This is a genomic window from Kribbella sp. NPDC048928, from assembly GCF_043197975.1.
Classification (GTDB): Bacteria; Actinomycetota; Actinomycetes; order Propionibacteriales; family Kribbellaceae; genus Kribbella.
This window is the reverse complement of sequence record NZ_JBICUC010000004.1, coordinates 676,073-697,286: the sequence shown is the minus strand read 5'-3', so window position 1 is coordinate 697,286 and position 21,214 is coordinate 676,073. Positions and strand designations below refer to the sequence as shown.

Annotated in this window: 16 protein-coding genes; 7 read left to right on the top strand and 9 right to left on the bottom strand. The window is 69.7% G+C overall.

Annotation, left to right across the window (positions count from 1 at the left end; translation table 11 throughout):
- Positions 1–31 precede the first annotated feature (31 nt).
- Genes ACGFI6_RS21275 through ACGFI6_RS21265 form a run of 3 tightly spaced genes read right to left on the bottom strand, consistent with a single transcriptional unit; the run spans position 32 to position 1,985 of the window.
- Entirely contained in the window at positions 32–928 is an 897-nt protein-coding gene (locus tag ACGFI6_RS21275) for an SPFH domain-containing protein (protein WP_393120961.1), read from the bottom strand.
- Complete coding sequence (locus tag ACGFI6_RS21270; RefSeq protein WP_393120959.1) at positions 916–1,362, bottom strand: NfeD family protein; 447 nt, start codon at positions 1,360–1,362, stop codon at positions 916–918. The genes ACGFI6_RS21275 and ACGFI6_RS21270 overlap by 13 nt, the downstream gene beginning before the upstream one ends.
- Before the next feature lie 56 nt (positions 1,363–1,418).
- Positions 1,419–1,985, bottom strand: coding sequence for an ArsR/SmtB family transcription factor (locus ACGFI6_RS21265; protein WP_393120957.1), 567 nt, complete (start codon positions 1,983–1,985; stop codon positions 1,419–1,421).
- 58 nt (positions 1,986–2,043) lie between these two features.
- Here ACGFI6_RS21265 and ACGFI6_RS21260 point away from each other — a divergent pair, with 58 nt between their 5' ends.
- From ACGFI6_RS21260 to ACGFI6_RS21235, 6 genes are all read left to right on the top strand, one after another.
- Positions 2,044–3,279 (top strand): MFS transporter, encoded by a 1,236-nt coding sequence (locus ACGFI6_RS21260; protein WP_393120956.1) that lies wholly within the window; start codon positions 2,044–2,046, stop codon positions 3,277–3,279.
- 9 nt (positions 3,280–3,288) lie between these two features.
- Entirely contained in the window at positions 3,289–4,809 is a 1,521-nt protein-coding gene (gene lysS / locus ACGFI6_RS21255) for a lysine--tRNA ligase (RefSeq protein ID WP_393120954.1), read from the top strand.
- Between the two features lie 240 nt (positions 4,810–5,049).
- Positions 5,050–5,382 carry an Lsr2 family protein gene (locus ACGFI6_RS21250; RefSeq protein ID WP_141855383.1) on the top strand — a complete coding sequence of 111 codons (333 nt, stop codon included), beginning with the start codon at positions 5,050–5,052 and terminating at the stop codon, positions 5,380–5,382.
- Positions 5,383–5,760: 378 nt separating this feature from the next.
- On the top strand, positions 5,761–8,313 hold the full coding sequence (locus ACGFI6_RS21245) for an ATP-dependent Clp protease ATP-binding subunit (protein WP_393120952.1): 2,553 nt from the start codon (positions 5,761–5,763) through the stop codon (positions 8,311–8,313).
- 1,347 nt (positions 8,314–9,660) lie between these two features.
- Positions 9,661–11,874 (top strand): kinetoplast-associated-like protein, encoded by a 2,214-nt coding sequence (locus ACGFI6_RS21240; protein ID WP_393120950.1) that lies wholly within the window; start codon positions 9,661–9,663, stop codon positions 11,872–11,874.
- Positions 11,875–11,946: 72 nt separating this feature from the next.
- Positions 11,947–12,897, top strand: a complete 951-nt coding sequence (locus ACGFI6_RS21235; protein WP_393120948.1) for a DivIVA domain-containing protein — start codon at positions 11,947–11,949, stop codon at positions 12,895–12,897.
- Positions 12,898–12,962: 65 nt separating this feature from the next.
- On the opposite strand, the gene ACGFI6_RS21230 is transcribed toward ACGFI6_RS21235, so the two are convergent.
- Positions 12,963–13,832: an A/G-specific adenine glycosylase gene (locus tag ACGFI6_RS21230; RefSeq protein ID WP_393120946.1), complete on the bottom strand. Its 870-nt coding sequence runs from the start codon at positions 13,830–13,832 to the stop codon at positions 12,963–12,965.
- A gap of 146 nt (positions 13,833–13,978) precedes the next feature.
- Between ACGFI6_RS21230 and ACGFI6_RS21225 the strand changes: the two genes are divergently transcribed.
- The gene (locus ACGFI6_RS21225) at positions 13,979–14,665 is read left to right on the top strand and encodes a hypothetical protein (protein WP_393120944.1); all 687 of its coding nucleotides are present in this window, start codon (positions 13,979–13,981) and stop codon (positions 14,663–14,665) included.
- Positions 14,666–14,758: 93 nt separating this feature from the next.
- On the opposite strand, the gene ACGFI6_RS21220 is transcribed toward ACGFI6_RS21225, so the two are convergent.
- From ACGFI6_RS21220 to radA, 5 genes are all read right to left on the bottom strand, one after another.
- Positions 14,759–16,267: a DHA2 family efflux MFS transporter permease subunit gene (locus ACGFI6_RS21220; RefSeq protein ID WP_393120942.1), complete on the bottom strand. Its 1,509-nt coding sequence runs from the start codon at positions 16,265–16,267 to the stop codon at positions 14,759–14,761.
- A complete protein-coding gene (locus ACGFI6_RS21215) occupies positions 16,231–16,839 on the bottom strand; it encodes a PadR family transcriptional regulator (protein ID WP_393120940.1) in 609 nt (202 codons plus the stop codon). Before ACGFI6_RS21215 ends, ACGFI6_RS21220 begins: the two co-directional genes overlap by 37 nt.
- A gap of 83 nt (positions 16,840–16,922) precedes the next feature.
- Positions 16,923–18,017: a DNA integrity scanning diadenylate cyclase DisA gene (gene disA / locus ACGFI6_RS21210; protein WP_393120939.1), complete on the bottom strand. Its 1,095-nt coding sequence runs from the start codon at positions 18,015–18,017 to the stop codon at positions 16,923–16,925.
- Between the two features lie 179 nt (positions 18,018–18,196).
- Positions 18,197–19,144 (bottom strand): beta-ketoacyl-ACP synthase III, encoded by a 948-nt coding sequence (locus ACGFI6_RS21205; RefSeq protein ID WP_393120937.1) that lies wholly within the window; start codon positions 19,142–19,144, stop codon positions 18,197–18,199.
- 508 nt (positions 19,145–19,652) lie between these two features.
- A complete protein-coding gene (gene radA / locus ACGFI6_RS21200; protein WP_393120935.1) occupies positions 19,653–21,053 on the bottom strand; it encodes a DNA repair protein RadA in 1,401 nt (466 codons plus the stop codon).
- Positions 21,054–21,214: the final 161 nt, after the last annotated feature.

Below are 21,214 nucleotides of genomic sequence, written 5' to 3'. Positions count from 1 at the left end.
TCGAGAGACAACCGATTAGGTGCCGGGGCAACTATCTGGGGGTGATTTCAGGGTTGTGCCCGTTCTCTGAGGGGATCTCGGTGGGAATCTTGGGGGTCTCGCCGGTGAACGCCTTGGTCACGTTCTGCAGCGCGGAGGTGACCTCGGACGGGATCACCCAGAACGTGTTGCCGGGCCCCTTGGCGAGCTCGGGGAGCATCTGCAGGTACTGGTACGCGAGCAGCTTCGGGTCCGGGTCGTTGCGGTGGATCGCGTCGAAGACCGCGTCGATCGCCTTCGCCTGGCCCTCGGCGCGCAGGATCGCGGCCTGCCGCTCGCCTTCCGCGGTCAGGATCTTGGATTGCCGCTGGCCCTCGGCGGCCAGGATCGTGGCCCGCTTCTCGCGCTCGGCGCGCATCTGCTTCTCCATCGACTCCTTGATCGAGACCGGCGGCTCGATGCCCTTGATCTCGACCCGGTTCACCCGGATCCCCCACTTGCCGGAGGCCTCGTCGAGGACGCCACGGAGGGTGGAGTTGATGTGCTCGCGCGACGTCAGGACCTTCTCCAGGTCCAGCGATCCGATCACGTTCCGGAGCGTGGTCACGGTGAGCTGCTCGATCGCCTGGATGTAGTTCGCGATCTCGTACGCCGCCGCGCGCGGGTCGGTGACCTGGAAGTACAGGACGGTGTCGATGTCGACGACCAGGTTGTCCTCGGTGATCACCGACCGGGGTTCGAACGACACCACCTGCTCGCGCAGGTCGATCAGCTGCCGCGGCCGGTCGATGAACGGGATCACGACGTTCAGCCCCGGCTCCAGCGTACGGATGTAGCGGCCGAGGCGCTCGACGTTGCTGGCCCGCGCCTGCGGGACGATCCGCACGGTCCGCAGAACCAGAACGACCGCGAGCAGTGCCACGACGATTCCGATGATCAGTTCGGCCATGGTTCCTCCTGGGGATGCACGAGGGCGGTAGCCCCCTCGATGGCGAACACGTCGACCCGGGTCCCCGCGGGGATGTGCAGGTCCGGGTCGTAGGACCGCGCGCTCCATTCCTCGCCGCCGATCCGGACCCGGCCGTCGTCGCGGTCGCAGGGCGCGAGCACGACGGCCTCCCGCCCGACCAGTGCGGCGACCCCGGACCGCAGGCCCGGGTGGCCGGTCAGATGCCGGCGCGCGACCGGCCGGACCAGCGTGATCATCGTGACGGCGGTGACCGCGAACGCGACCACCTGGAAGGCGATGCCGAGCCCGACCGCGCCGACCCCGGCGGCGGCCAGCGCGGCGACCGCGAGCAGGAGCAGGTCGAAAGTCGCAGCCATCAACTCGGCCGTGCCGAGAACGGCGGCGACGATCAGCCAAAGAATCCAGGACTGCATACGAAGTTGCCTCTACTCGAAGGTACTCCGAGATACGTCCCGAGGCAGCTAACGGTTCAGCTTTGCTCCGGCGCCTCGCCGGTCGGCACCACCGCGATCAGTGACGTGACCTCCCGGGCGGCTGCCGGATGACTCTTCGCCGACCGGCCCTTCTTGTACCGGTCGACGATCGCGTTCAGCTCGTCGGAGAACCGTTTCGCCTCCTCGTGGGTCAGCCACAGCCGCGACCTGCTCATCGAGCTGACGTCGTCCCACGGATCGTCGACCGCCATCTCCAGGAACTGGTCGGCGACCGCGTCCATCGCGGTCCGGATCATCGCCTGGCTCGCGAGCCGGCCGGCGCCGGTCGACTGCGAGGAGATCATCAGACTGCTCGCCGGTGCCTCCCACGGGCGTTCGCGGCCGTCGGTGGACTCGTCGGCGCGGCGGATGATGCCCCACTTCTCCAGCGCGCGGAGGTGGTAGCTCATCGCCGACGGGGTCAGGCCGGCCAGTTCCGCGCATTCGGTCGCGGTCAGCACCCGGCCGTTGAACAGCTCGTCGATGACCCGCTGCCTGGCCGGATGCGCAAGCGCACGGATCGCTCGCGGGTCGGTGATCACCAGCCGCTTCTTCTTCGCCACCAGGTCAGCGTAGCGAACCTCTTGACGCCGTCAAATCTGAAGGGTTTACTTCACAACTATGAAGCAACCACTTCACACTTCGATCTGGTCCAACCGGGACGTACGGCTGGTGCTGCCGGCCCGTGCGCTGTCGTACGCGGGGGACTCGATCGCGTTGATCGCGCTGCTGCTGCGGGTCTCCGACGGGCACGGGCCGGCCGCCGTCACGGCGTTGCTGCTCGCGTTCGCCGTACCGACGGTCGCGATGATCCCGTTCGCGGGACGGATCGTGGACGGGTACGACTCCCGGACCGTCCTGGTCTGGTCGGGCCTGCTGCAGGTGGCCGCGGGGGTCGGGCTGGCATTCGTCCACGACCTCGTCAGCACGCTCGCGCTGGTGTGTGTGCTTCAGGTCGGTCAGGCCGTGGCCGGTCCCGCATGGGGCGCGTTGATTCCGCGGATCGTCGGTGAGGAGCTGGTCGGCCGCGCTACCGGGACCAGCCAGGCACTGATCGGCGTCGCGACGCTCGCCGGATCGGCGGCGGGCGGCGTCCTGGTCGGCTGGTCCGGGAGCCGCGGCGCCCTGCTCGTCGACGCCTCGACCTTCCTGGTGCTCGCGGTGGTGGCGGGCCTGGTCCGGACCCGGCGCAAGCCCGAGCCCGGTGCGGCTCGTGAGCGCGGCGGCGTCTCCGCCGGCCTGCGGGCGATCTTCGGCGACGACGTACTGCGGATCCTGGTGCCGGCGCTCTGGATCTTCGTGGTGGCGGGCGAGGCGGCCAACGTCGTGGAGGTGTTCCTGATCACCGGCGAGCTCGGCCTCGGTCCTGGCCTGTACGGCGCGGCGGGCGCGGCGACCGGCGCCGGTGCGATCCTCGGCGCCTGGTACAGCGGCAGGCTGCGCGGCGACCGCGCCCGGTCCCTGGCGGTCGTCGGCGGGATGGCCGCGATCGGCGGGTCCAGCGTGCTGATGGGCCTGGCCGGGAACCTGGTGATGCTGATGATCGGCGCCACCACGATCGGCGTCGGCAGCGGCCTGCTGAACGCGGCGACCAGCGCGCTCGTGGTGACCCGGTCGGCCGAGGCGCTGCGCGGCCGGGTGATCGCCGCGCTGAACGGAACGGTCCGTTCGTTCAGCATCTTCGCGATGTTGCTCGGCGGTCTGGCGGGTGCGCTGCTCGGCCCGCGCGGGACGTTCGTGACCTCCGGAATCGCCTGCGCGACGGCCGCCGCGGTGGTCGGCGTGCTCGTCGTACGGACCAAGGAGCAGGTGCCGGGCGCGACAAAGGATTCGGAACTCGAGGCACTCAGTCACTAGCCTTTGGGCATGACTGACGCACACGTGAACCCAACGAACCCCGACAGCGGGCAGGACGACCTGCCCGAGCAGATGCGGGTTCGCCGGGAGAAGCGTGACCACCTGGTGGCGGAGGGAGTGCCGCCGTACCCGATCTCGGTGCCGCGGACGCACCTGCTGAAGGACCTCCGGGCGAAGTACGACGCGCAGGAGTTGGCGGCCGACACCCGGACCGGCGAGCAGGTCGCGGTGACCGGCCGGGTGATCTTCCTGCGCAACACCGGCAAGCTCTGCTTCGTACGGCTCCGCGAGGGCGACGGGACCGAGTTGCAGGTGATGTTCTCGCTGGCCGACCTCGGCGACGAGGGGCTCGCCCGGTTCAAGCACCTCGTCGACATCGGCGACCTGCTGTCCGTGCAGGGCGAGATCATCACCAGCCGGCGCGGCGAGCTGTCCGTACAGGCAACCGCGTGGCAGATGGCCGCCAAGACGCTCCGCCCGCTGCCGAACGAGCACAAGCCGCTCAGCGAAGAGGCCCGCGTCCGGATGCGGTACGTCGACCTGATCGTGCGTCCCGAGGCGCGCGAGATGGTCCGCGCGAAGGCAGCCGTCCTGAAGGCGCTGCGCGCGACGTACGACGACCACGGCTTCGTCGAGGTCGAGACGCCGGTGCTGCAGCTGACCAACGGCGGCGCCGCGGCCCGGCCGTTCTCGACCCACCTGAACGCGTTCGACCAGGAGATGAAGCTCCGGATCGCGCTCGAGCTCGACCTCAAGCGGGCGATGATCGGCGGCGTCGACCGGGTCTACGAGATCGGGCGGACGTTCCGCAACGAGGGGCTGGACTCCACCCACTCGGCGGAATTCTCGATGATCGAGGCGTACCAGGCGTACGGCGATTACGACACGATGGCCGAGCTGATCCAGGAGCTGATCCGGAACGCGGGCCGGGCGATCGGCCGGACGACGGTCACCGGGCGCGACGGTTCGACCATCGACGTCGAGCAGCCGTTCCAGCACGCGACGCTTTTCGGGCTGCTCTCGGAAGCGGTCGGGGAGAGCGTCGACGTGACCACCGACCTGCCCACGCTGCTGAAGTTGGCCGAGCAGCACGGGGTCGAGCTGCAGCCCGGCCGGAATGCCGGCGAGATCGCCGTCGACTTGTTCGAGAAGCTCTGCGAGCACAACCTGATCCAGCCCACCTTTGTGCGCGACTATCCGGAGTCGGCGCGGCCGCTGGCGAAGCCGCACCGGGAAATTCCGGGGCTGGTCGAGGCCTGGGACCTGTTCTTCAACGGGGTCGAACTCGGGGTCGCGTACTCGGAGCTGAACGACCCGGTGATCCAGCGCGATCGCCTGGAGGAGCAGTCGTTGCTGGCCGCGGCCGGCGACCCGGAGGCGATGGATCTCGACGAGGACTTCCTGCGCGCGATGGAATTCGGGATGCCGCCGGCCGGTGGCATGGGGATGGGCCTGGATCGGTTGGTGATGTTGCTCACCGGTACCGGTATCCGGGAGACGATTCTGTTCCCGTTGCTGCGGCCTGAGTGATTTTCCCAGGTCGTTGCATAGCACAACGGACGGCCTTCGCAAATCCCGGGTCCCCGGTTTTGTTTCGGAGCCGGTACGGTGATTCCGGACCGGCCGGTTCGAACCGGATGAATACGCAAGGTCACCACGACTCCGCTGCGTCGATGAATGACAAGAACCTGGTTTGTGCGGTACAAATCAGGTGCTAACAATTCAGCAGGGGGATTGTGCCCGATGGCGGGCGCGGAAAGGTTGTCATCGATGGCACAAAGGGTGCAGGTGGTTCTCGAGGACGATCTCGACGGCGGTAAGGCCGACGAGACCGTCACATTCGGGCTGGACGGAACGACCTACGAGATCGACCTGTCCAAGAAGAACGCCGCCAAACTGCGCGACGCCCTCGCCGCGTACGTCGGTTCCGGCCGCCGCGTAGCCGGCCGCCGGGGTGCTGCGGGCCGCTCCCGGGGCCGTGGTGGCCGCTCGGCGTCGGACTCCGCGGACATCCGGGCCTGGGCCAAGGAGAACGGGTACGACGTCAGCGAGCGCGGCCGGATCTCCGCCGAGGTGCGCGCGGCGTACAACGAAGCGAAGTAACTACCCGCGTCGCTCCGCTCGGCGCGGTGGTACGGGTTTTCAGCTTTCGCCGGTCCCGGCACCCGAAGTGGGGTGCCGGGACCGTCCGCATTCCGGTTGTTTCACAGAGTGGGACCCGGGCGTGTCGGCGTCGGTGACTGAGTCCGCAGGTAGTTCGGGGAATTCGCTGGTGGCGAACATGGTGTCGCATCCGGCTCCCGCGGGAACACGCTGGAGATCCGGTCGGTTGTTCACTTGTGATGCTGCCCGGGCGGCCGGTGGAAGCGTGATCGGGTGTTCGCCGAGAGCGAGCCTGTCGGCGCCGGGGACTAGCATGCAGGTACGGGGGTCGGCCTACACGGCACGTCCGACTCCTCTGAGGCAAGGAGCGCTTTGGCGATGTTTGAACGATTTACGGACCGCGCCCGTCGGGTAGTCGTCCTGGCTCAGGAAGAGGCCAGGATGCTCAGTCACAACTACATCGGGACCGAGCACATCCTGCTCGGCCTGATCCACGAGGGTGAAGGGGTCGCCGCCAAGGCTCTCGAGAGCCTGGGTATCTCGCTCGAGGCCGTTCGCTCCCAGGTCGAAGAGATCATCGGCCAGGGGCAGCAGGCACCGAGCGGGCACATCCCGTTCACCCCCCGCGCCAAGAAGGTGCTGGAGCTCTCCCTGCGCGAGGCCCTTCAGTTGGGCCACAACTACATCGGCACCGAGCACATCCTGCTCGGCCTCATCCGCGAGGGTGAGGGTGTCGCTGCGCAGGTCCTGGTCAAGCTCGGTGCGGACCTGAACAAGGTCCGGCAGCAGGTCATCCAGCTGCTCAGCGGGTACCAGGGCAAGGAGACGCAGACCTCCGGCGCCGGCACCCAGGGTGATGCCCCGAGCAGCTCCCTGGTGCTCGACCAGTTCGGCCGGAACTACACCCAGTCCGCCCGCGAGGCGAAGCTCGACCCGGTGATCGGCCGGGAGACCGAGATCGAGCGGGTCATGCAGGTGCTGTCCCGGCGGACCAAGAACAACCCTGTCCTGATCGGTGAGCCGGGTGTCGGCAAGACCGCGATCGTGGAGGGTCTGGCCCAGCAGATCGTCCGCGGTGACGTCCCGGAGACGCTGAAGGACAAGCAGATCTACTCCCTCGACCTGGGCGCCCTCGTTGCTGGGTCCCGCTACCGCGGTGACTTCGAGGAGCGGCTGAAGAAGGTCCTCAAGGAGATCCGCACCCGCGGCGACATCGTGCTGTTCATCGACGAGATCCACACCCTCGTCGGGGCCGGTGCGGCCGAGGGCGCGATCGACGCGGCGAGCATCCTGAAGCCGATGCTGGCCCGCGGCGAGCTGCAGACGATCGGCGCCACCACCCTCGACGAGTACCGCAAGTACGTCGAGAAGGACGCCGCGCTGGAGCGCCGGTTCCAGCCGATCCAGGTGGCCGAGCCCTCGATCGCACACACGATCGAGATCCTCAAGGGCCTCCGCGACCGGTACGAGGCACACCACCGGGTGACGATCACCGACGCCGCGCTGGTGAACGCCGCGCAGATGGCCGATCGGTACATCTCGGACCGGTTCCTGCCGGACAAGGCGATCGACCTGATCGACGAGGCCGGTGCCCGGCTCCGGATCCGCCGGATGACCGCTCCGCCGGACCTGCGCGAGTTCGACGAGAAGATCGCGACCGTGCGCCGGGAGAAGGAGTCGGCGATCGACGCGCAGGACTTCGAGCGCGCTGCCCGGCTGCGGGACGACGAGAAGAAGCTGATCAACGCGAAGGCCGAGCGGGAGAAGCAGTGGAAGGCCGGCGACATGGACGTCGTCGCCGAGGTCGACGAGGAGCTGATCGCCGAGGTGCTCAGCACCGCGACCGGCATTCCCGTCTTCAAGCTGACCGAGGAGGAGTCCTCGCGGCTGCTGGACATGGAGAAGGAGCTGGCCAAGCGCTACATCGGCCAGACCGACGCGGTCAAGGCGCTGTCCCGCTCGATCCGGCGTACCCGCGCCGGCCTGAAGGACCCGCGTCGCCCGAGCGGCTCGTTCATCTTCGCCGGCCCGTCCGGTGTCGGTAAGACCGAGCTGTCCAAGGCACTGACCGAGTTCCTGTTCGGCGACGAGAACGCGCTGATCAGCCTCGACATGTCGGAGTACTCGGAGAAGCACACGGCCTCCCGGCTGTTCGGCTCGCCTCCTGGGTACGTCGGCTACGAAGAGGGCGGCCAGCTGACCGAGAAGGTCCGCCGCAAGCCGTTCAGCGTGGTGCTGTTCGACGAGGTCGAGAAGGCCCACCCGGACATCTTCAACTCGCTGCTGCAGATCCTGGACGAAGGTCGGCTGACCGACGCCCAGGGCCGCGTGGTCGACTTCAAGAACACCGTGATCATCATGACCACGAACCTCGGCACCAAGGACATCGCCAAGGCGGTCTCCCTGGGCTTCTCGCAGGCGAACGACACCACCTCGTCGTACGAGAAGATGAAGGGCAAGGTCACCGAGGAGCTCAAGCAGCACTTCCGGCCGGAGTTCCTGAACCGGGTCGACGAGATCGTGGTCTTCCACCAGCACACGATGGAGGACATCGTGAAGATCGTGGACCTGATGGTGGCCCAGATCGAGCTGCGGCTGAAGGACAAGGACATGGGCATCGAGCTCACGCCGGCGGCGAAGGAACTCGCCGCGAAGCGTGGCTTCGACCCGGTCCTGGGAGCCCGCCCGCTGCGCCGCGCACTCCAGCGCGACGTCGAGGACGTGCTGGCCGAGAAGATCCTGTTCGGGGAGCTGCGTCCCGGCCAGATCGTCCTGGTCGACGTCGCTCCGGAAGGCACGGTCGACAAGGACGGCCTGACGGAGTACTTCACCTTCACCGGCAACGAGAAGTCCTCGACCTCCGACCTGGAGCTCACCGACCTGACCACCGGCGGCACCAACCCCGGCACCACCGGCCTCCAGGACACCTAACCCAAAACCGAACCCCCAAGAGACGCTCGGCCGGACCCCTCCAGCCGAGCGTCTCGCACGTCTGCCCTACCCCGCCCCCGCCCCCGCCCCCGCCACCTGCCTCCCCGCGCCCCGCCACCTGCCGGGACGCGAACCGCGCGAACAACGCCGCCGGGGCCGGCTGGATCAGGGGGTGATCACCTTCCTCCCTGCGCCCGCCCCGCGCCCCGCCACGTCCCACCCCGCACCCGCACCCGCGCCCCCGCCACCTGCCGCCCGGGGCCTGCCACCTGCCATCCCGCGCCGACCCCGCGCTCGCCCCGCGCCCCGCCATCTGCCATCCCGCGCCGGCCCCGCGCCCCGCCACCCGTCGCCCGGCGCCTGCCCGCACTCCGCCATATGCCCCGCGCCCCGCCATCTGCCATCCCGCGCCGACCCGCACTCCGCCACCTGCCACCCCGGCGCCGGCCCCGCGCCCCGTCTACCCGGACGCCGCACGTCCGCGCCACTCACGCTCGCCCCGGCGCGGTCGACGCCAGTGGATATCCGCTCGTGGTGGGGGTTCTCTGGGCGTATACCGGCGGAGAACCCCCAACAACCGTGGACAACCATTCCCCGTCCGACGCATCCGCGGACGCCGCCGCCATTCCGCCTACTTACCGCGCCGCAGCCCCAGCATTTTCGCCGAGTCGTGGATCGCGGTAGCGAAATGCGGCTTTGCGGAACCTCGATCCACGACTCGGCGTAGCGGGCTGGAGCCAAACGCCACGACTCGGCGCTCACGTCGGGGGAGGGGGAGGTCTTGGGGAGGATCCTCTGCCCGATTCGGGAAGTTTTCCTCCCCAACCCTGGCTTCGGCGCGTGGCGGAGTGCAGGGGTGGGTGGGGGCGGGCGTGAGGGTGGACGGTCTGGGGCGGGCACGGGGGTGGACGGTCTGGGGTGGGTGGTCTGGGGTGGGTGGTCTGGGGTGGGTGGTCTGGGGTGGGCGAGGGCTTGGGTGGTCTGGGTTGGGCGTGGTGTGGGTGGGTGGGTGGTCTCGGGTGGGTGAGTGGTGTGGGTGGGTGGTCTCGGGCGGGTGAGTGGTGTGGGTGGGTGGTCTCGGGCGGGTGGGTAGTACTGCGGGGGGCTTTGGCGTACTGGGGGACACGCTTGATTTGCGCGGGGGCTACTGATTGGTCGTATCGTCCTGCGGAGCGTGATCAACTCGGTACGCTGACGGCTCGCCTCGGCCGACGGATCGATGGGAAGATCGCGCGACTGCTGATGAAGCAGTTACTTACCGCCTGTCTACCGCGTTGTAACCCTGTGAGCACGCTGTTCGGACCCGGACTGTCGGAAAGGGGGCCGGTGATGGAATCATCTCGTCGCATGGACGCTCCGCGTCTGCCGCTGACCCAGGAACCGGTCGTCGATACCGGTTCCTTTGGCGTGCGGCAGGCGGGCGGAGTCCTCGAACGCGCGCAGCGGATCGCCGACACCCTGCGCGAGCAGGCCGAGCACGAGAACGATCTCGCCCGCGACGAGGCAAGCCGGCTCCGGACCGCGAACGAGCGTCTGAAGGCCGACGCCGAGACCGCCGCGAGGAAGCTCCGCAGCGACGCGATGGCGGCCGCCCAACGGGTGCTGAACGACGCGGAGCGGGCCGCCGAGCAGCTCCGTACGGAATCCGAGGCGGAAGCGCTACGCGTCCGCGAGGAAGCCGACGAGATCGCCCACCGGCTGCACGTCGAATCAACCACCGAGGCCGAGCGGGTCCGGCGCGAAGCCATCGCCGCCGCCGAGAAGCTGACGACGGAATCAACCGCTGAAGCCGACCGCGTCCGCACCGAGGCAATCGCCGAGGCGGACCGGCTGCAGACCGAGTCGACGGCGGAGGCGGAGCGGGTTCGGGCCGAGGCGATCGGGTTCGCGGAGCGGTTGAAGGCGGAGTCGGAGGCGGCTGCTGAGCTGCTCCGGACCACGGTCGCTGACGAGGTCGCCGAACGCCGGGCGGACTCCGAGGCCGCAGCCGAGCAGCTGACCTCGCACAGCGAGTCCACGGCCGCGCAGTTGAAGGCGGACAGTGAGGCGGCCGCGGCGCAACTGAAGGCGGAGAGCGAAGCCGCGGCCCAACGGTTGACGGTGGAGTCGGAGACGGCGGCTGAGCAGTTGCGGACTGCGGTGGCCGAAGAGGTGGCCAAGTGGCAGGCGGACTCCGAGGCCGCGGCTGAGCAGGTTCGGGTCGAGTCGCAGGCGGCGGCAGATCGGCGGGTGGCGGCTGCGGAGGCCGAGGCGGCCCGCGTGCAGGAAGAGGCCGAGGAGCTTCTCGAAGACGCCCGGATGGCGCGTGAGTCCGCGCAGACGGCCGTCGACCGTGCGGGCAAGGAGGCGCAGCAGCTGGTCGCCGACGCGGGTGAGCAGGCCGCGCTGGTGTCCCAGGCCGCCGTCCGGAACGAGGCCGACCTGATCGCCCGGGCCGAGGCGGAGGCGAGCGACCTGCGGGCCGCGGTCGAGCGTGAGGTCGAGACCGCCAGGGAGAGGTCCCGCGTCGAGATCGCCGAGGCGCATGCCGAGATCGAACGGCTGCGCGGCGAGAACCGTACCGAGCTGGAGCGCCGGACGGCCGAGCTTGAGGAGACCGAGCGCGCCAAGCGGGCCGCGATCAAGCTGGAGATCGACAAGCTGCGCGCCGAGGCGGTCGCGGAGATCGCCGAACGGAAGGCCGAGACCGAGGCCGGCAACGAGCGGCTGATGGCCGACGCCCGCGCCCAGGCCAAGCTTGTGGTGGACTCCATCGAAGCGGACCGCCGGGCCGCGTCCGGCGAGGCACAGCGGATCGTCGAGGAGGCGAACCAGGCCGCCGAGGTCGCGCTGGCCGAGGCCGAGAAGCAGACGCAGTGGAGCCGGAAGACCGTCGACGAACTGATCGCTGCCGCCGAGCGCGAGGCGCAGTCGATCCGCGACCAGGCAGCCGCCGACGCGACCGAGCTGCTCAAGAAGAAGCGCGCGCACCTGCGCCGCGTGGTCGGCCGCTCGACCAGCCGCCTCAAGCAGACTCAGGACGCGATCGCCAAGGAGAACGCCGAGCTGACCCAGCTCGCTGAGACCACGCTGTACTCGGCCGGCGAGCAGGCGGAGGCGACGCTCGCGGCTGCCCAGCAGCAGGCCGACAAGCTGACCACCCAGGCGCAGACCCGCGCGGACCGGTTGAAGTCGACCGCCGGCGAGGACGCCCGCTCCATCATCGAGCGCGCGAACCGCCGCGAGGCCGAGGCCGAGGCGAGCACCCAGGTACTGCGCGAACGCGCCGCCAACGACCTCTCCGAGGCGCAGCGCCAGTCCCACGAACTGATCCGCAAGTCCCGCGCCGAGGCCCAGCAGATCGAGGCCCAGGCCCGCGAGCACTCCGACGACCTGCGTGCGCAGGCCCGAAAACTTCTCGCCGACGCCGAGGCGAGGGTCGCGGCATTGAACCAGCGCCGTGATGAGATCACCAAGGAGCTCACCCAGCTTTCGGGTGTGATCGAGGCACTCGCTGTACCGGGGTTCCGCCCAGGTGGTGGAATGTCCTCCAGTGAGGGTTCCACGGGGGAATCAGGATGAGGACGTGACAGTCAGATCCTTGTCAGTGACAATGTGTGATCCACCCACCCATCGAAGTGAGCATCGGAAAACATGAGCAGTGAAAGCCCAACCCCGTTCCGTACCGTTCTGCGTGGCTACGAGCCTGCCCAGGTGGATCAGCACATCCGTGAGCTGACCACCTCCCTGACCGCCCTGCAGCAGCAGTCCGAGCAGCTGCAGCGGCACGTTCAGGAGCTCCAGTCCCGTACGGACGCCGCGGAGTCGGCCGTCATCTCCGCCCAGGAGGATGCCAAGGACCGCGCACCGACCTTCACCGAGTTCGGTGAGCGGGTGGCGAAGATCCTGTCGCTGGCCGACGACGAGGCCCGTGACCTGGTGACCCGCGCCCGCACCGATGCGGAGGCGATCGTCGCCGACGGCGAGTCGCACGCGAAGAAGGTCCGCAAGGAGGCCGAGCAGTACTCCCTGGACTGGAAGAGCGAGGTCGACGCCGAGGCCGCCCGGATCCTCGAGGAGGCCCGGACCCAGGCCGACGACATGCGCGACGAGGCCGAGCGCGACGCGACTGCGCGCCGTAGCGAGGCTCAGGCGCTGTACGAGCAGGAGCGGGCCAAGTCCGCTCAGGCCGCGGCCGCCTTCGAGACCACCCTGGCCGAGCGCCGGGGCAAGGTCGAGCAGGAGTTCGCCGCTCGTACCGCGCTGGCCGAGCAGCAGCTGGCCGCCGTCACCGACCGCGCCGCGCAGGTGCAGCGGGAGGCCGACCGGTCGCGTTCCGAGGCCGAGCGGTTGTCCCAGCAGCAGCTGGCCGACGCGAACCGGCAGGCCCAGGAGATCGTCGCCGCCGCGAAGGACAAGTCCGAGCGGATCCGCGCCGAGTCCGAGCGCGAGCTCGCGGCCGCGACGCAGCGCCGGGACAGCATCAACGCGCAGCTGACCAACGTCCGCCAGATGCTGGCGACGCTGTCCGGCCAGCCCGCGATGCCGCTCGACCTGCTGGCCGACGACGACGCAGACGCCACCACCGGCAGCAAGAAGAACTGAAGTACCCCCACTTACGTCCGAAGGTGTGTGGGCTCCGGCCCTCACATCTTCGGACGTAAGTGCTTTTACCGGGGGAGTCGGTAGCGGCCTTCGCTGAGGGGCTCTGCCAGGCCGTCGGCTACTAGGCCGTCCAGGGCGCGTTCGCGTTGCGGGGCGTGCGGCCAGGATGCGTCCAGGGCTGCCTTGGGGACTGGGGCCGAGGCGGCGCGCAGTACGGCGAGGAGGCGGCCGCGGGCTTGGCGGTCGGTGCCTTCGTAGGTCTGGCCCTTGCGGGGCGGGCCGTCGTACGGCGGGCTGCCGGCCAGGACCCATGCGCACCGGGACTGGATCGGGCAGTCGGCGCAGTGCGGCGTACGGGCCGTGCAGACGAGCGCGCCGAGCTCCATCGACGCCACGGCCCAGCGGGCGGCCGTCGGCTCGTCGGCAGGGAGCACGCTGACGGCCAGCCGTTGGTCGGCGGCAGTGGGGGAGATCGCCGGCTGCGCGACGCCGGTCAGGGCTCGGGCGAGGACTCGGCGTACGTTCGTGTCGACGACCGCGTGCCGTTGGCCGAACGCGAACGACGCGATCGCGGCGGCCGTGTACGTCCCGACGCCGGGCAGTGCGAGCAACGCGGCATGGTCGTCCGGCACCTCGCCGCCGTGACGCTCCACGATCGCCTGAGCGGTCGCGTGCAGCCGGAGGGCGCGCCGGGGGTACCCGAGGCGGTCCCAGGCCCGCACAGCCTCACCAGGAGCCTCTGCGGCCAGGTCAGCGGGCGTCGGCCACCGCTCCAGCCAGCGCACGTACGCCGGGAGCACCCGATTCACCGGTGTCTGCTGCAGCATGAACTCACTGACCATCACAGCCCAGGCGCTCGCACCCGGTTCCCGCCAGGGCAGGACGCGCTTGTTGGCGTCGTACCAGGTCAGCACAGGGGTGTAAAGACCGGTCACGGGGCCTCCCGTTCTGGACTGAGGAGCGGAGCGACGAGGGAAGAACGGGAGCAACAGCCCCGTGACCCGCCGCGACGGAGTCGCGGCAGAAGGTACAGCGGCGAGCCTGAGTGGTCGAGCACGGAGCCGATATTAGAGTGCGCTCCATGAGCAGTCTGCTCCGTCCGGTCGGGCACCTGCCTGCCAGCGTGTACTGGTTCCGGCGGGGGCTCGTGCTCGCGGTCCTGGTGGTGCTGATCGTTCTGATCTCGAACCTGTTCGGCGGCGGTGGCGACGCGCAGAACGTCGCCGCGTCGGATCCGGAGCCGAACCCGACCACCGCGCCACCGGCGTCGGCACCCACGTCGACGCCGACCAGTGCGGGCACCACGGCGGCGACCAAGACACCGACCCCGACACCGACCCCGACACCGACCCCGAAGCCGACGAAGACCACCCCGCCGACGGACCTGCCGTGCAAGAGCTCGGACGTCACGGTCACCGCGCTGCCGGCGAACCGGAAGATCGTCTCCGGCTCGATGCTGAACTTCGTCATCCAGCTGGTGCCGACCGGTGACGGCTGCAAGGCGGCCGTCGGCCCCGACAAGCTGACCGTCACGGTGATGTCCGGCAAGGACCTGATCTGGAGCACCACGCAGTGCGAGAAGGCGGTCCAGAACGCCACCCTCGTCGTTGCCAAGGGCAAGCAAGCGGCCGTCACCGTACCGTGGGACGGACACCGGTCCAGGCCTGGCTGCCTTCCGGGTCAACCGATCGCCAAGCCTGGAACCTATGTCGTCAAGGCCGAGTACAACGGCCGCCCGTCCGGCGCTCAGGCCTTCCAGGTCGTATAGGGCGTGTCTGGCAATTCCCCGCCTACTGCGGGGCACTCGGCACGGCGCCGAGCACCTCCTCGCTACGGCGCGGAATCACCAGACACGCCCTGATCAGCTCGCGTCGGTCGGCTGCTTCTGCAGGTGGCCGGGTGCCGTGAACAGCAGTGCCGCGACCAGGCCGATCAGCAGCACCACCGCAGGCAGCACGAGCGCCTGCGCCATCGAGTCGCTGAACCCCTGCCGTGCGATCTCCGGCAGTTTGCCGCTCGAGAACCCTTCCGCAGCAGGCGCCCCGCCGGGCATCGCCGGAAGGTTGTGCGCCAGCCGGGATTCCATCAGTACGGCGATGCTCGCACTGCCCAGCACCGCGCCGACCTGGCGCGTCGTGTTGTAGACGCCGGCCCCCGCACCGGCCTGGTGCAGCGGCAGGTTCCGCGTGGCCGTCGTACCGATCGGGGCCCACATGAAGCCGTTCGCGACACCGAGCAGCGCGATCGGCAGCAGCAGATGCCAGATCGGTACGTCAGGCTCGATCACCTGACTCATCCAGTACATCGAGGTCGCGCAGCAGGCCAGCCCGAAGCCGGCGATGAACCGCGGTGGCGTCCGGTCGACCAATCGGCCGACGAACGGTGCAAGTGCGCCGGAGATGACCGCCATCGGTACCAGCAACAGGGCCGACTTGGTCGGGGTCAGGCCGCGGACCGCCTGGGCCCACAGCATCAGCGGGAACGCCATTGCGGTGATCGCGAAACCGACCGTGGTGATCGCGACGTTCGCGAGTGAGAAGTTGCGGTCCTTGAACAGCCCGAGCGGCAGCAGCGGTTCGCCCTTGTTCCGGGACTGCCAGACGACGAACGCCGCCAGGACGACGACGCCGGCGATGATCAGCGACCAGACCGAGATCGGGCCGGTGATCTTGCCCCAGTCGTACTTCTGCCCCTCCTGGATGCCGAACACGAGCAGGAACAGTCCGGCGGCGCTCAGCACCACACCGACCAGGTCGAACTTGTGCTGGTGGGTCGGCAGGTCCGGCACCAGGCGCATCGCCAGCACGAAGCCGACCACGCCGACCGGCGCGTTGATGAAGAAGATCCATTGCCAGCCGAGCCCGTCGACCAGTACGCCACCGAGGATCGGGCCGACCAGCGTCGCGACGCCGGCGGTCGCACCCCACAGGCTCATCGCACGGCCGCGCTGGTTCGGCGGGAAGATCCGGGTGATGACGGCCATCGTCTGCGGCGTCATCATCGAGGCGCCGAGGCCCTGGAAAACCCGGGCCACGATCAGCATCTCGATCGAGTTCGTCAGGCCGCACCAGATCGACGCGAGCGTGAACAGCGCCAGTCCGGTCAGGTAGAGCTTCTTGGGGCCGATCCGGTCCCCGAGGCGGCCGGTGATCAGCAGCGGGACGGCGTACGCGAGCAGATAGGCGCTGGTCACCCAGACCACCGTGCCGACGTCGGACTTGAAGTCCGAGAGGATCGCGGGGGTGGCGACCGAGACGATGGTCGAGTCGACCAGGATCATGAAGAAGCCGAGCACCAGTGCCCACAACGCCGGCCAGGGCCGGATCTCGGGCCTCACTGTGTCTTGCTGTGGGTCTTGCGCGGTTGCCATTCCAGATCCTTGCTCTCGATACGTTCGATGGTTTTGGTGAGCCACGCGCGCTCCGCGACGACCTGTTCGCGGACGTAGTCGGCGGCCATCCAGTACGGCTCGGGAACCTCGGTGGCGCGGGCACCCGCGACCGCCCGGTCCACGTCGGTGAGCCAGTGGTCCAGGTCCTCGATCCGGCGCCGGAAGCGGAGTACGGCGTCGTCGGCGTCCAGGTTGTGCGCCTCGCTGAGCATCACCGGGAACAGCGGGTACTCGTAGACGAACTTCTCGATCCCGCTCTCCACCCGCTCGGTGAGCGCCTCGCCGCCGGACGGGGTGATCTCGTACGTGGTCCGCTCGGGCCGGTTCCCGGCGCGCTCGGTGCCCGTCGCGCGGACGTACTCGTGCCGGGCCAGCCGCTCGACAGTGTGGTAGAGCGAGCCGGGCCGTACCTTCACCAGCCGGTGGTTCTGCCGGCTGATCAGCAGTTGGTACATCTCGTACGCGTGCATCGGCCGCTCCCGGAGCAACGCCAGCACCGCGATCGCCAACGGGGTCAGGTCGGACATCATCCTCCAAACGGAATGTTCCATGTGGAGTATTAGACGTATCGGACCCAAATGCAAGACGCCTCCGGTTCTTTCACGAACCGGAGGCGTCGGGTGACTTTCAGTACTTAGACGTAGCGTTCCAGGATGCTGGACTCGGCCAGCCGGGACAGGCCTTCGCGGACCGTACGGGCCCGGTTCTCGCCGACGCCCTCGACCGTCTGCAGGTCGTCGATGCTTGCCGCGAGCAACTTCTGCAGGTGGCCGAAGTGGTCGATCAGCCGATCGATCACGGCCCCCGGCAGCCGCGGCACCTTGGCCAGCAGCCGGTAGCCGCGCGGGGTGACCGCAGCGTCGAGCTGCTCGGCGCCGCCGATCTGCAGCGCCCGCGCGACCTGACCCACGTCGAGCAGGTCGGACGGGCTCACCGCGTCCAGCTCGACCAGCACGTCGTCGGCGGTCTTCGCGCGCCGTCCGGTGGCCGGCGGGAGGTAGTCGCGGACGACCAGCTCACGTTCGCCGGCGACGCCCGCGACGAGCTCGTTGAGCTGCAGCGTGAGCAGCCGGCCGTCGGTGCCGAGCTCGACGACGTACCCGTCGATCTCCGTCGCGATCCTCCGGACCATTTCCAGCCGCTGCGCGACCGCGGCGACGTCCCGGACCGTGACCAGGTCCTCGATCTCCAGCGCCGACAGGGTGCCGGACACCTCGTCGAGGCGGAGCTTGTAGCGCTCGAGGGTGGCGAGCGCCTGGTTCGCGCGGGACAGGATCGCGCCGGAGTCCTCCAGTACGTAGCGCTGGTCGTCGACGTACAGCGCGATGATGTGCATCGACTGCGACACCGAGATCACCGGGAACCCGGTCTGCCGGTGCACGCGGTCCGCGGTCCGGTGCCGGGTGCCGGTCTCCTGGGTGACAATCGCCGGGTCCGGCATCAGGTGCACGGCCGCGCGGATCAGCCGGGTGGCGTCCCGGTCGAGGACGATCGCGCCGTCCATCTTGCTGAGCTCCCGCAACCCGGTCGCGGTGAACTCGACGTCGATCTCGAAGCCGCCGGTGGAGATCGCGTCCACGGCCTTGTCGTGCCCGAGCACGATCAGGGCACCGGTCCGTCCTCGCAGGATCCGTTCCAGGCCTTCGCGCAGTTCGGTACCGGGGGCCACCGCCGCGAGGGTCGCGCGCAGCCGGGCGCCGGTGCTGTTCTTGTCCGTGTTCGCCGCCACGGAACCTGAGTCTATGCGGTTCCCCGCAGACAGTTGCGCGGATATCGGTCAGCTCGCCGGGTACGGCACGGACAGCCGGGTGCACGGCGGTAGGTGCGCGTGCACCCGACCGTGCATCCGGACCGTGCAGTAGGTAGAACGGGCGATGTCCCGCGTACGGCGGTCCGGCGCCTGCTGCGTCAGGGGCAGCGGATGACCTGGCCGGCGTACGTCAGACCGCCGCCGAATCCGAACAGCAGCACCGGCGCGCCGGACGAGATCTCGCGCTTCTCGACGAGCTTGGACAGTGCGATCGGGATGCTCGCGGCAGAGGTGTTGCCGGACTCGACGACGTCCTTGGCGACCACGGCGTTGACCGCGCCGAGGCGCTTCGCGAGCGGCTCGATGATCCGCAGATTCGCCTGGTGCAGCACGACGCCGCCGAGTTCCTCGGGCTTCAGGCCGGCCTTCTCGCAGACCTGCTGGGCAATCTGCGGCAGCTGCGTGGTGGCCCAGCGGAAGACGCTCAGACCCTCCTGCGCGAACGGGCCCTCGCGGCCCTCGATGCGGACGGCGTCGGACATCTCCGGCACCGAACCCCAGACCACCGGGCCGACACCGGGCTCGTCATCGGACTCGTCGGCGACCAGAACCGCCGCGCCGGCGCCGTCGCCGATCAGTACGCAGGTGGTGCGGTCGGTCCAGTCCGTCCAGTCGCTGAGCTTCTCGACGCCGATCACGATCGCCTTCGACGCGGCGCCGGCGCGGATCGCCTGGTCGGCGGTCGCGAGTGCGTACGCGAAGCCGGAGCAGGCGGTGTTCAGGTCGATGGCGGCCGGGTTGCCGAGGCCGAGCCGGGCGGCCACCCGGGCCGCGATGTTCGGCGACCGGTCGATCGCGGTGCAGGTCGCGACGATCACGTAGTCGATCTCGGTGACGTCCAGGCCGGCGTTCGCGATCGCCTTGTCGGCGGCCCGCCAGGCCATCTCGTCGACCGATTCGTCCGGGGCCGCGATCCGGCGCTCCCGGATGCCGACCCGGCTGCGGATCCACTCGTCGTTGGTCTCGACCATCGTGGCGAGCTCGTCGTTCGTGAGCACCCGCTCGGGCTGGAAGTGGCCGAGCGCGACAACTCTTGATCCGGTCATCTGGTGCTCCTGCGGGTCGACGGCGTACACCCGGGATCGACGCTGAACCCGGCGGGGGGCGCACCCAGAGTACGTTCCCGGCCCCAGGTCTGTTGATCCCCCATCTCATCCCGAACCCGCCATGTGTCCGGCACCACACGCACCCGCTAGCTCCCACCGCCCACCCGCTCACCGCCCACCCGCTCACCGCCCACCCGCTCACCGCCCACCCGCTCACCGCCCACCCGCTCACCGCCCACCCGCTCACCGCCCGCCCGCTCGCCGCCCGCCACACCCAGCGTGCCCGCACTTGCCCGATGCCAACTCTCGCCCCGCGCCTACGCCAGGCCGCCCGTCTCCCGATTTGATGGGTCGGCCAGGGAAATCGGGGGTTCTACACCGTGGTTACCGGTCCAGAACCCCTTATTTGGTAGGTCTGCCAGGCAAATTGGTGGGTCTGCCAGGCAAATTCGGGCGCGCGGGAGCGGGCACCGGGCGCGGGGCGCCGGGAGCGGGAGGGGCGGGGGCGTCAGGCCAGGCCGGCGGCGCTCAGGGCGGAGCGGATGTCGGGGGCGGCGAAGGTCCGCAGACCGTACTTGCGCTGGATGTCCATCGGCTTCGGCTCGCGGCTGCGGTTCGGGATGTCGGCCGGGATGATCGCCTTGGTGAACCCGAGCCGGGCGGCCTCGGCGAGCCGTTTCTCCAGGCCGCCGACGCGCCGCACCTCGCCGGCCAGGCCGACCTCGCCGATCGCGATCAGGCCGGGGTGGATCGGCCGGTCCATCACCGAGGAGGCGACCGCGATCGCCACCGACAGGTCCGCGACCGGCTCGGTGATCTTCACGCCGCCGACGGTCGCGACGTACACCTCCTGGTCGGTCAGCTTGAGCCCCGCGCGGTTGCCGAGCACGGCGAGCACCATGGCGACCCGCGACGACTCCAGCCCCGACGTGGTCCGGCGCGGTTGTGGCGCGGCGGACGGGCCGACCAGCGCCTGCACCTCGGCGAGCAGCGGCCGGCGGCCCTCCATCATCACGGTCACGCAGGTGCCGGCCACCGGCTCGGCGTGCTCGGAGACGAACAGGCCGGTCGGGTCCGTGACCTCGACGATGCCGGTGTCGACCATGTCGAAGCAGCCGACCTCGTCCGACGGGCCGAACCGGTTCTTGGTGGCGCGCACCATCCGGAACCCGGAGTGCCGGTCGCCGTCGAACGCAAGCACGACGTCGACCAGGTGCTCGAGCATCCGCGGCCCGGCGATCGCGCCGTCCTTCGTCACGTGGCCGACGAGCACGACCGCGATGTGCCGCTCCTTCGCGAGCCGGACCAGCGCGCCGGTCACCTCGCGGACCTGCGTCACGCCACCGGGCGCGCCGTCGACCTCCGGGTGCGCCATGGTCTGCACCGAGTCGATCACCAGGAACGTCGGCTCGACCGCGTCGACCTGGCCGACCACCGCGCCCAGGTCGGTCTCGGCGGCGAGGAACAGGTCGTCGACGAGTGCGTCGGTACGCCCGGCGCGCAGCCGCACCTGCGCGGCCGACTCCTCGCCGGAGACGTACAGCGTGCGCTGGCCGCCGCGGGCCGACTGCGCCGCGACCTCGAGCAGCAGCGTGGACTTCCCGACGCCGGGCTCACCCGCGAGCAGGATCACCGCGCCCGGCACGACACCGCCGCCGAGCACCCGGTCGAGCTCGCCGATCCCGGTCGGGCGGGACTCGGCCTCGATCGCCGACACCTTGGCGATCGGCATCGCGGGCGAGGACACCGGCCCGGCAGTGATCCGGGCGGCCTTCGGCGCACCGACCTCGGCGACCGTGCCCCAGGCCTGGCACTCGCCGCAGCGCCCGATCCAGCGCGCCGACGTCCAGCCACACTCCGAGCACGCGTACGCCGATTTGCCCTTCGCCTGAGTCGCCGCCTTCGCCATGACGACAACCTATAGGGCTGGTCCGACAGTTCCCCGCCTACTGCGGGGCACTCGGCACGGCACCTCGCCGCACGGGTGCAAAGGCCACGATGCTCCGCATCGAGACCTTCGCCCCCGCACGCCGAGCTACCGCACCGAGCACCTCCTCGCTACGGCGCGGA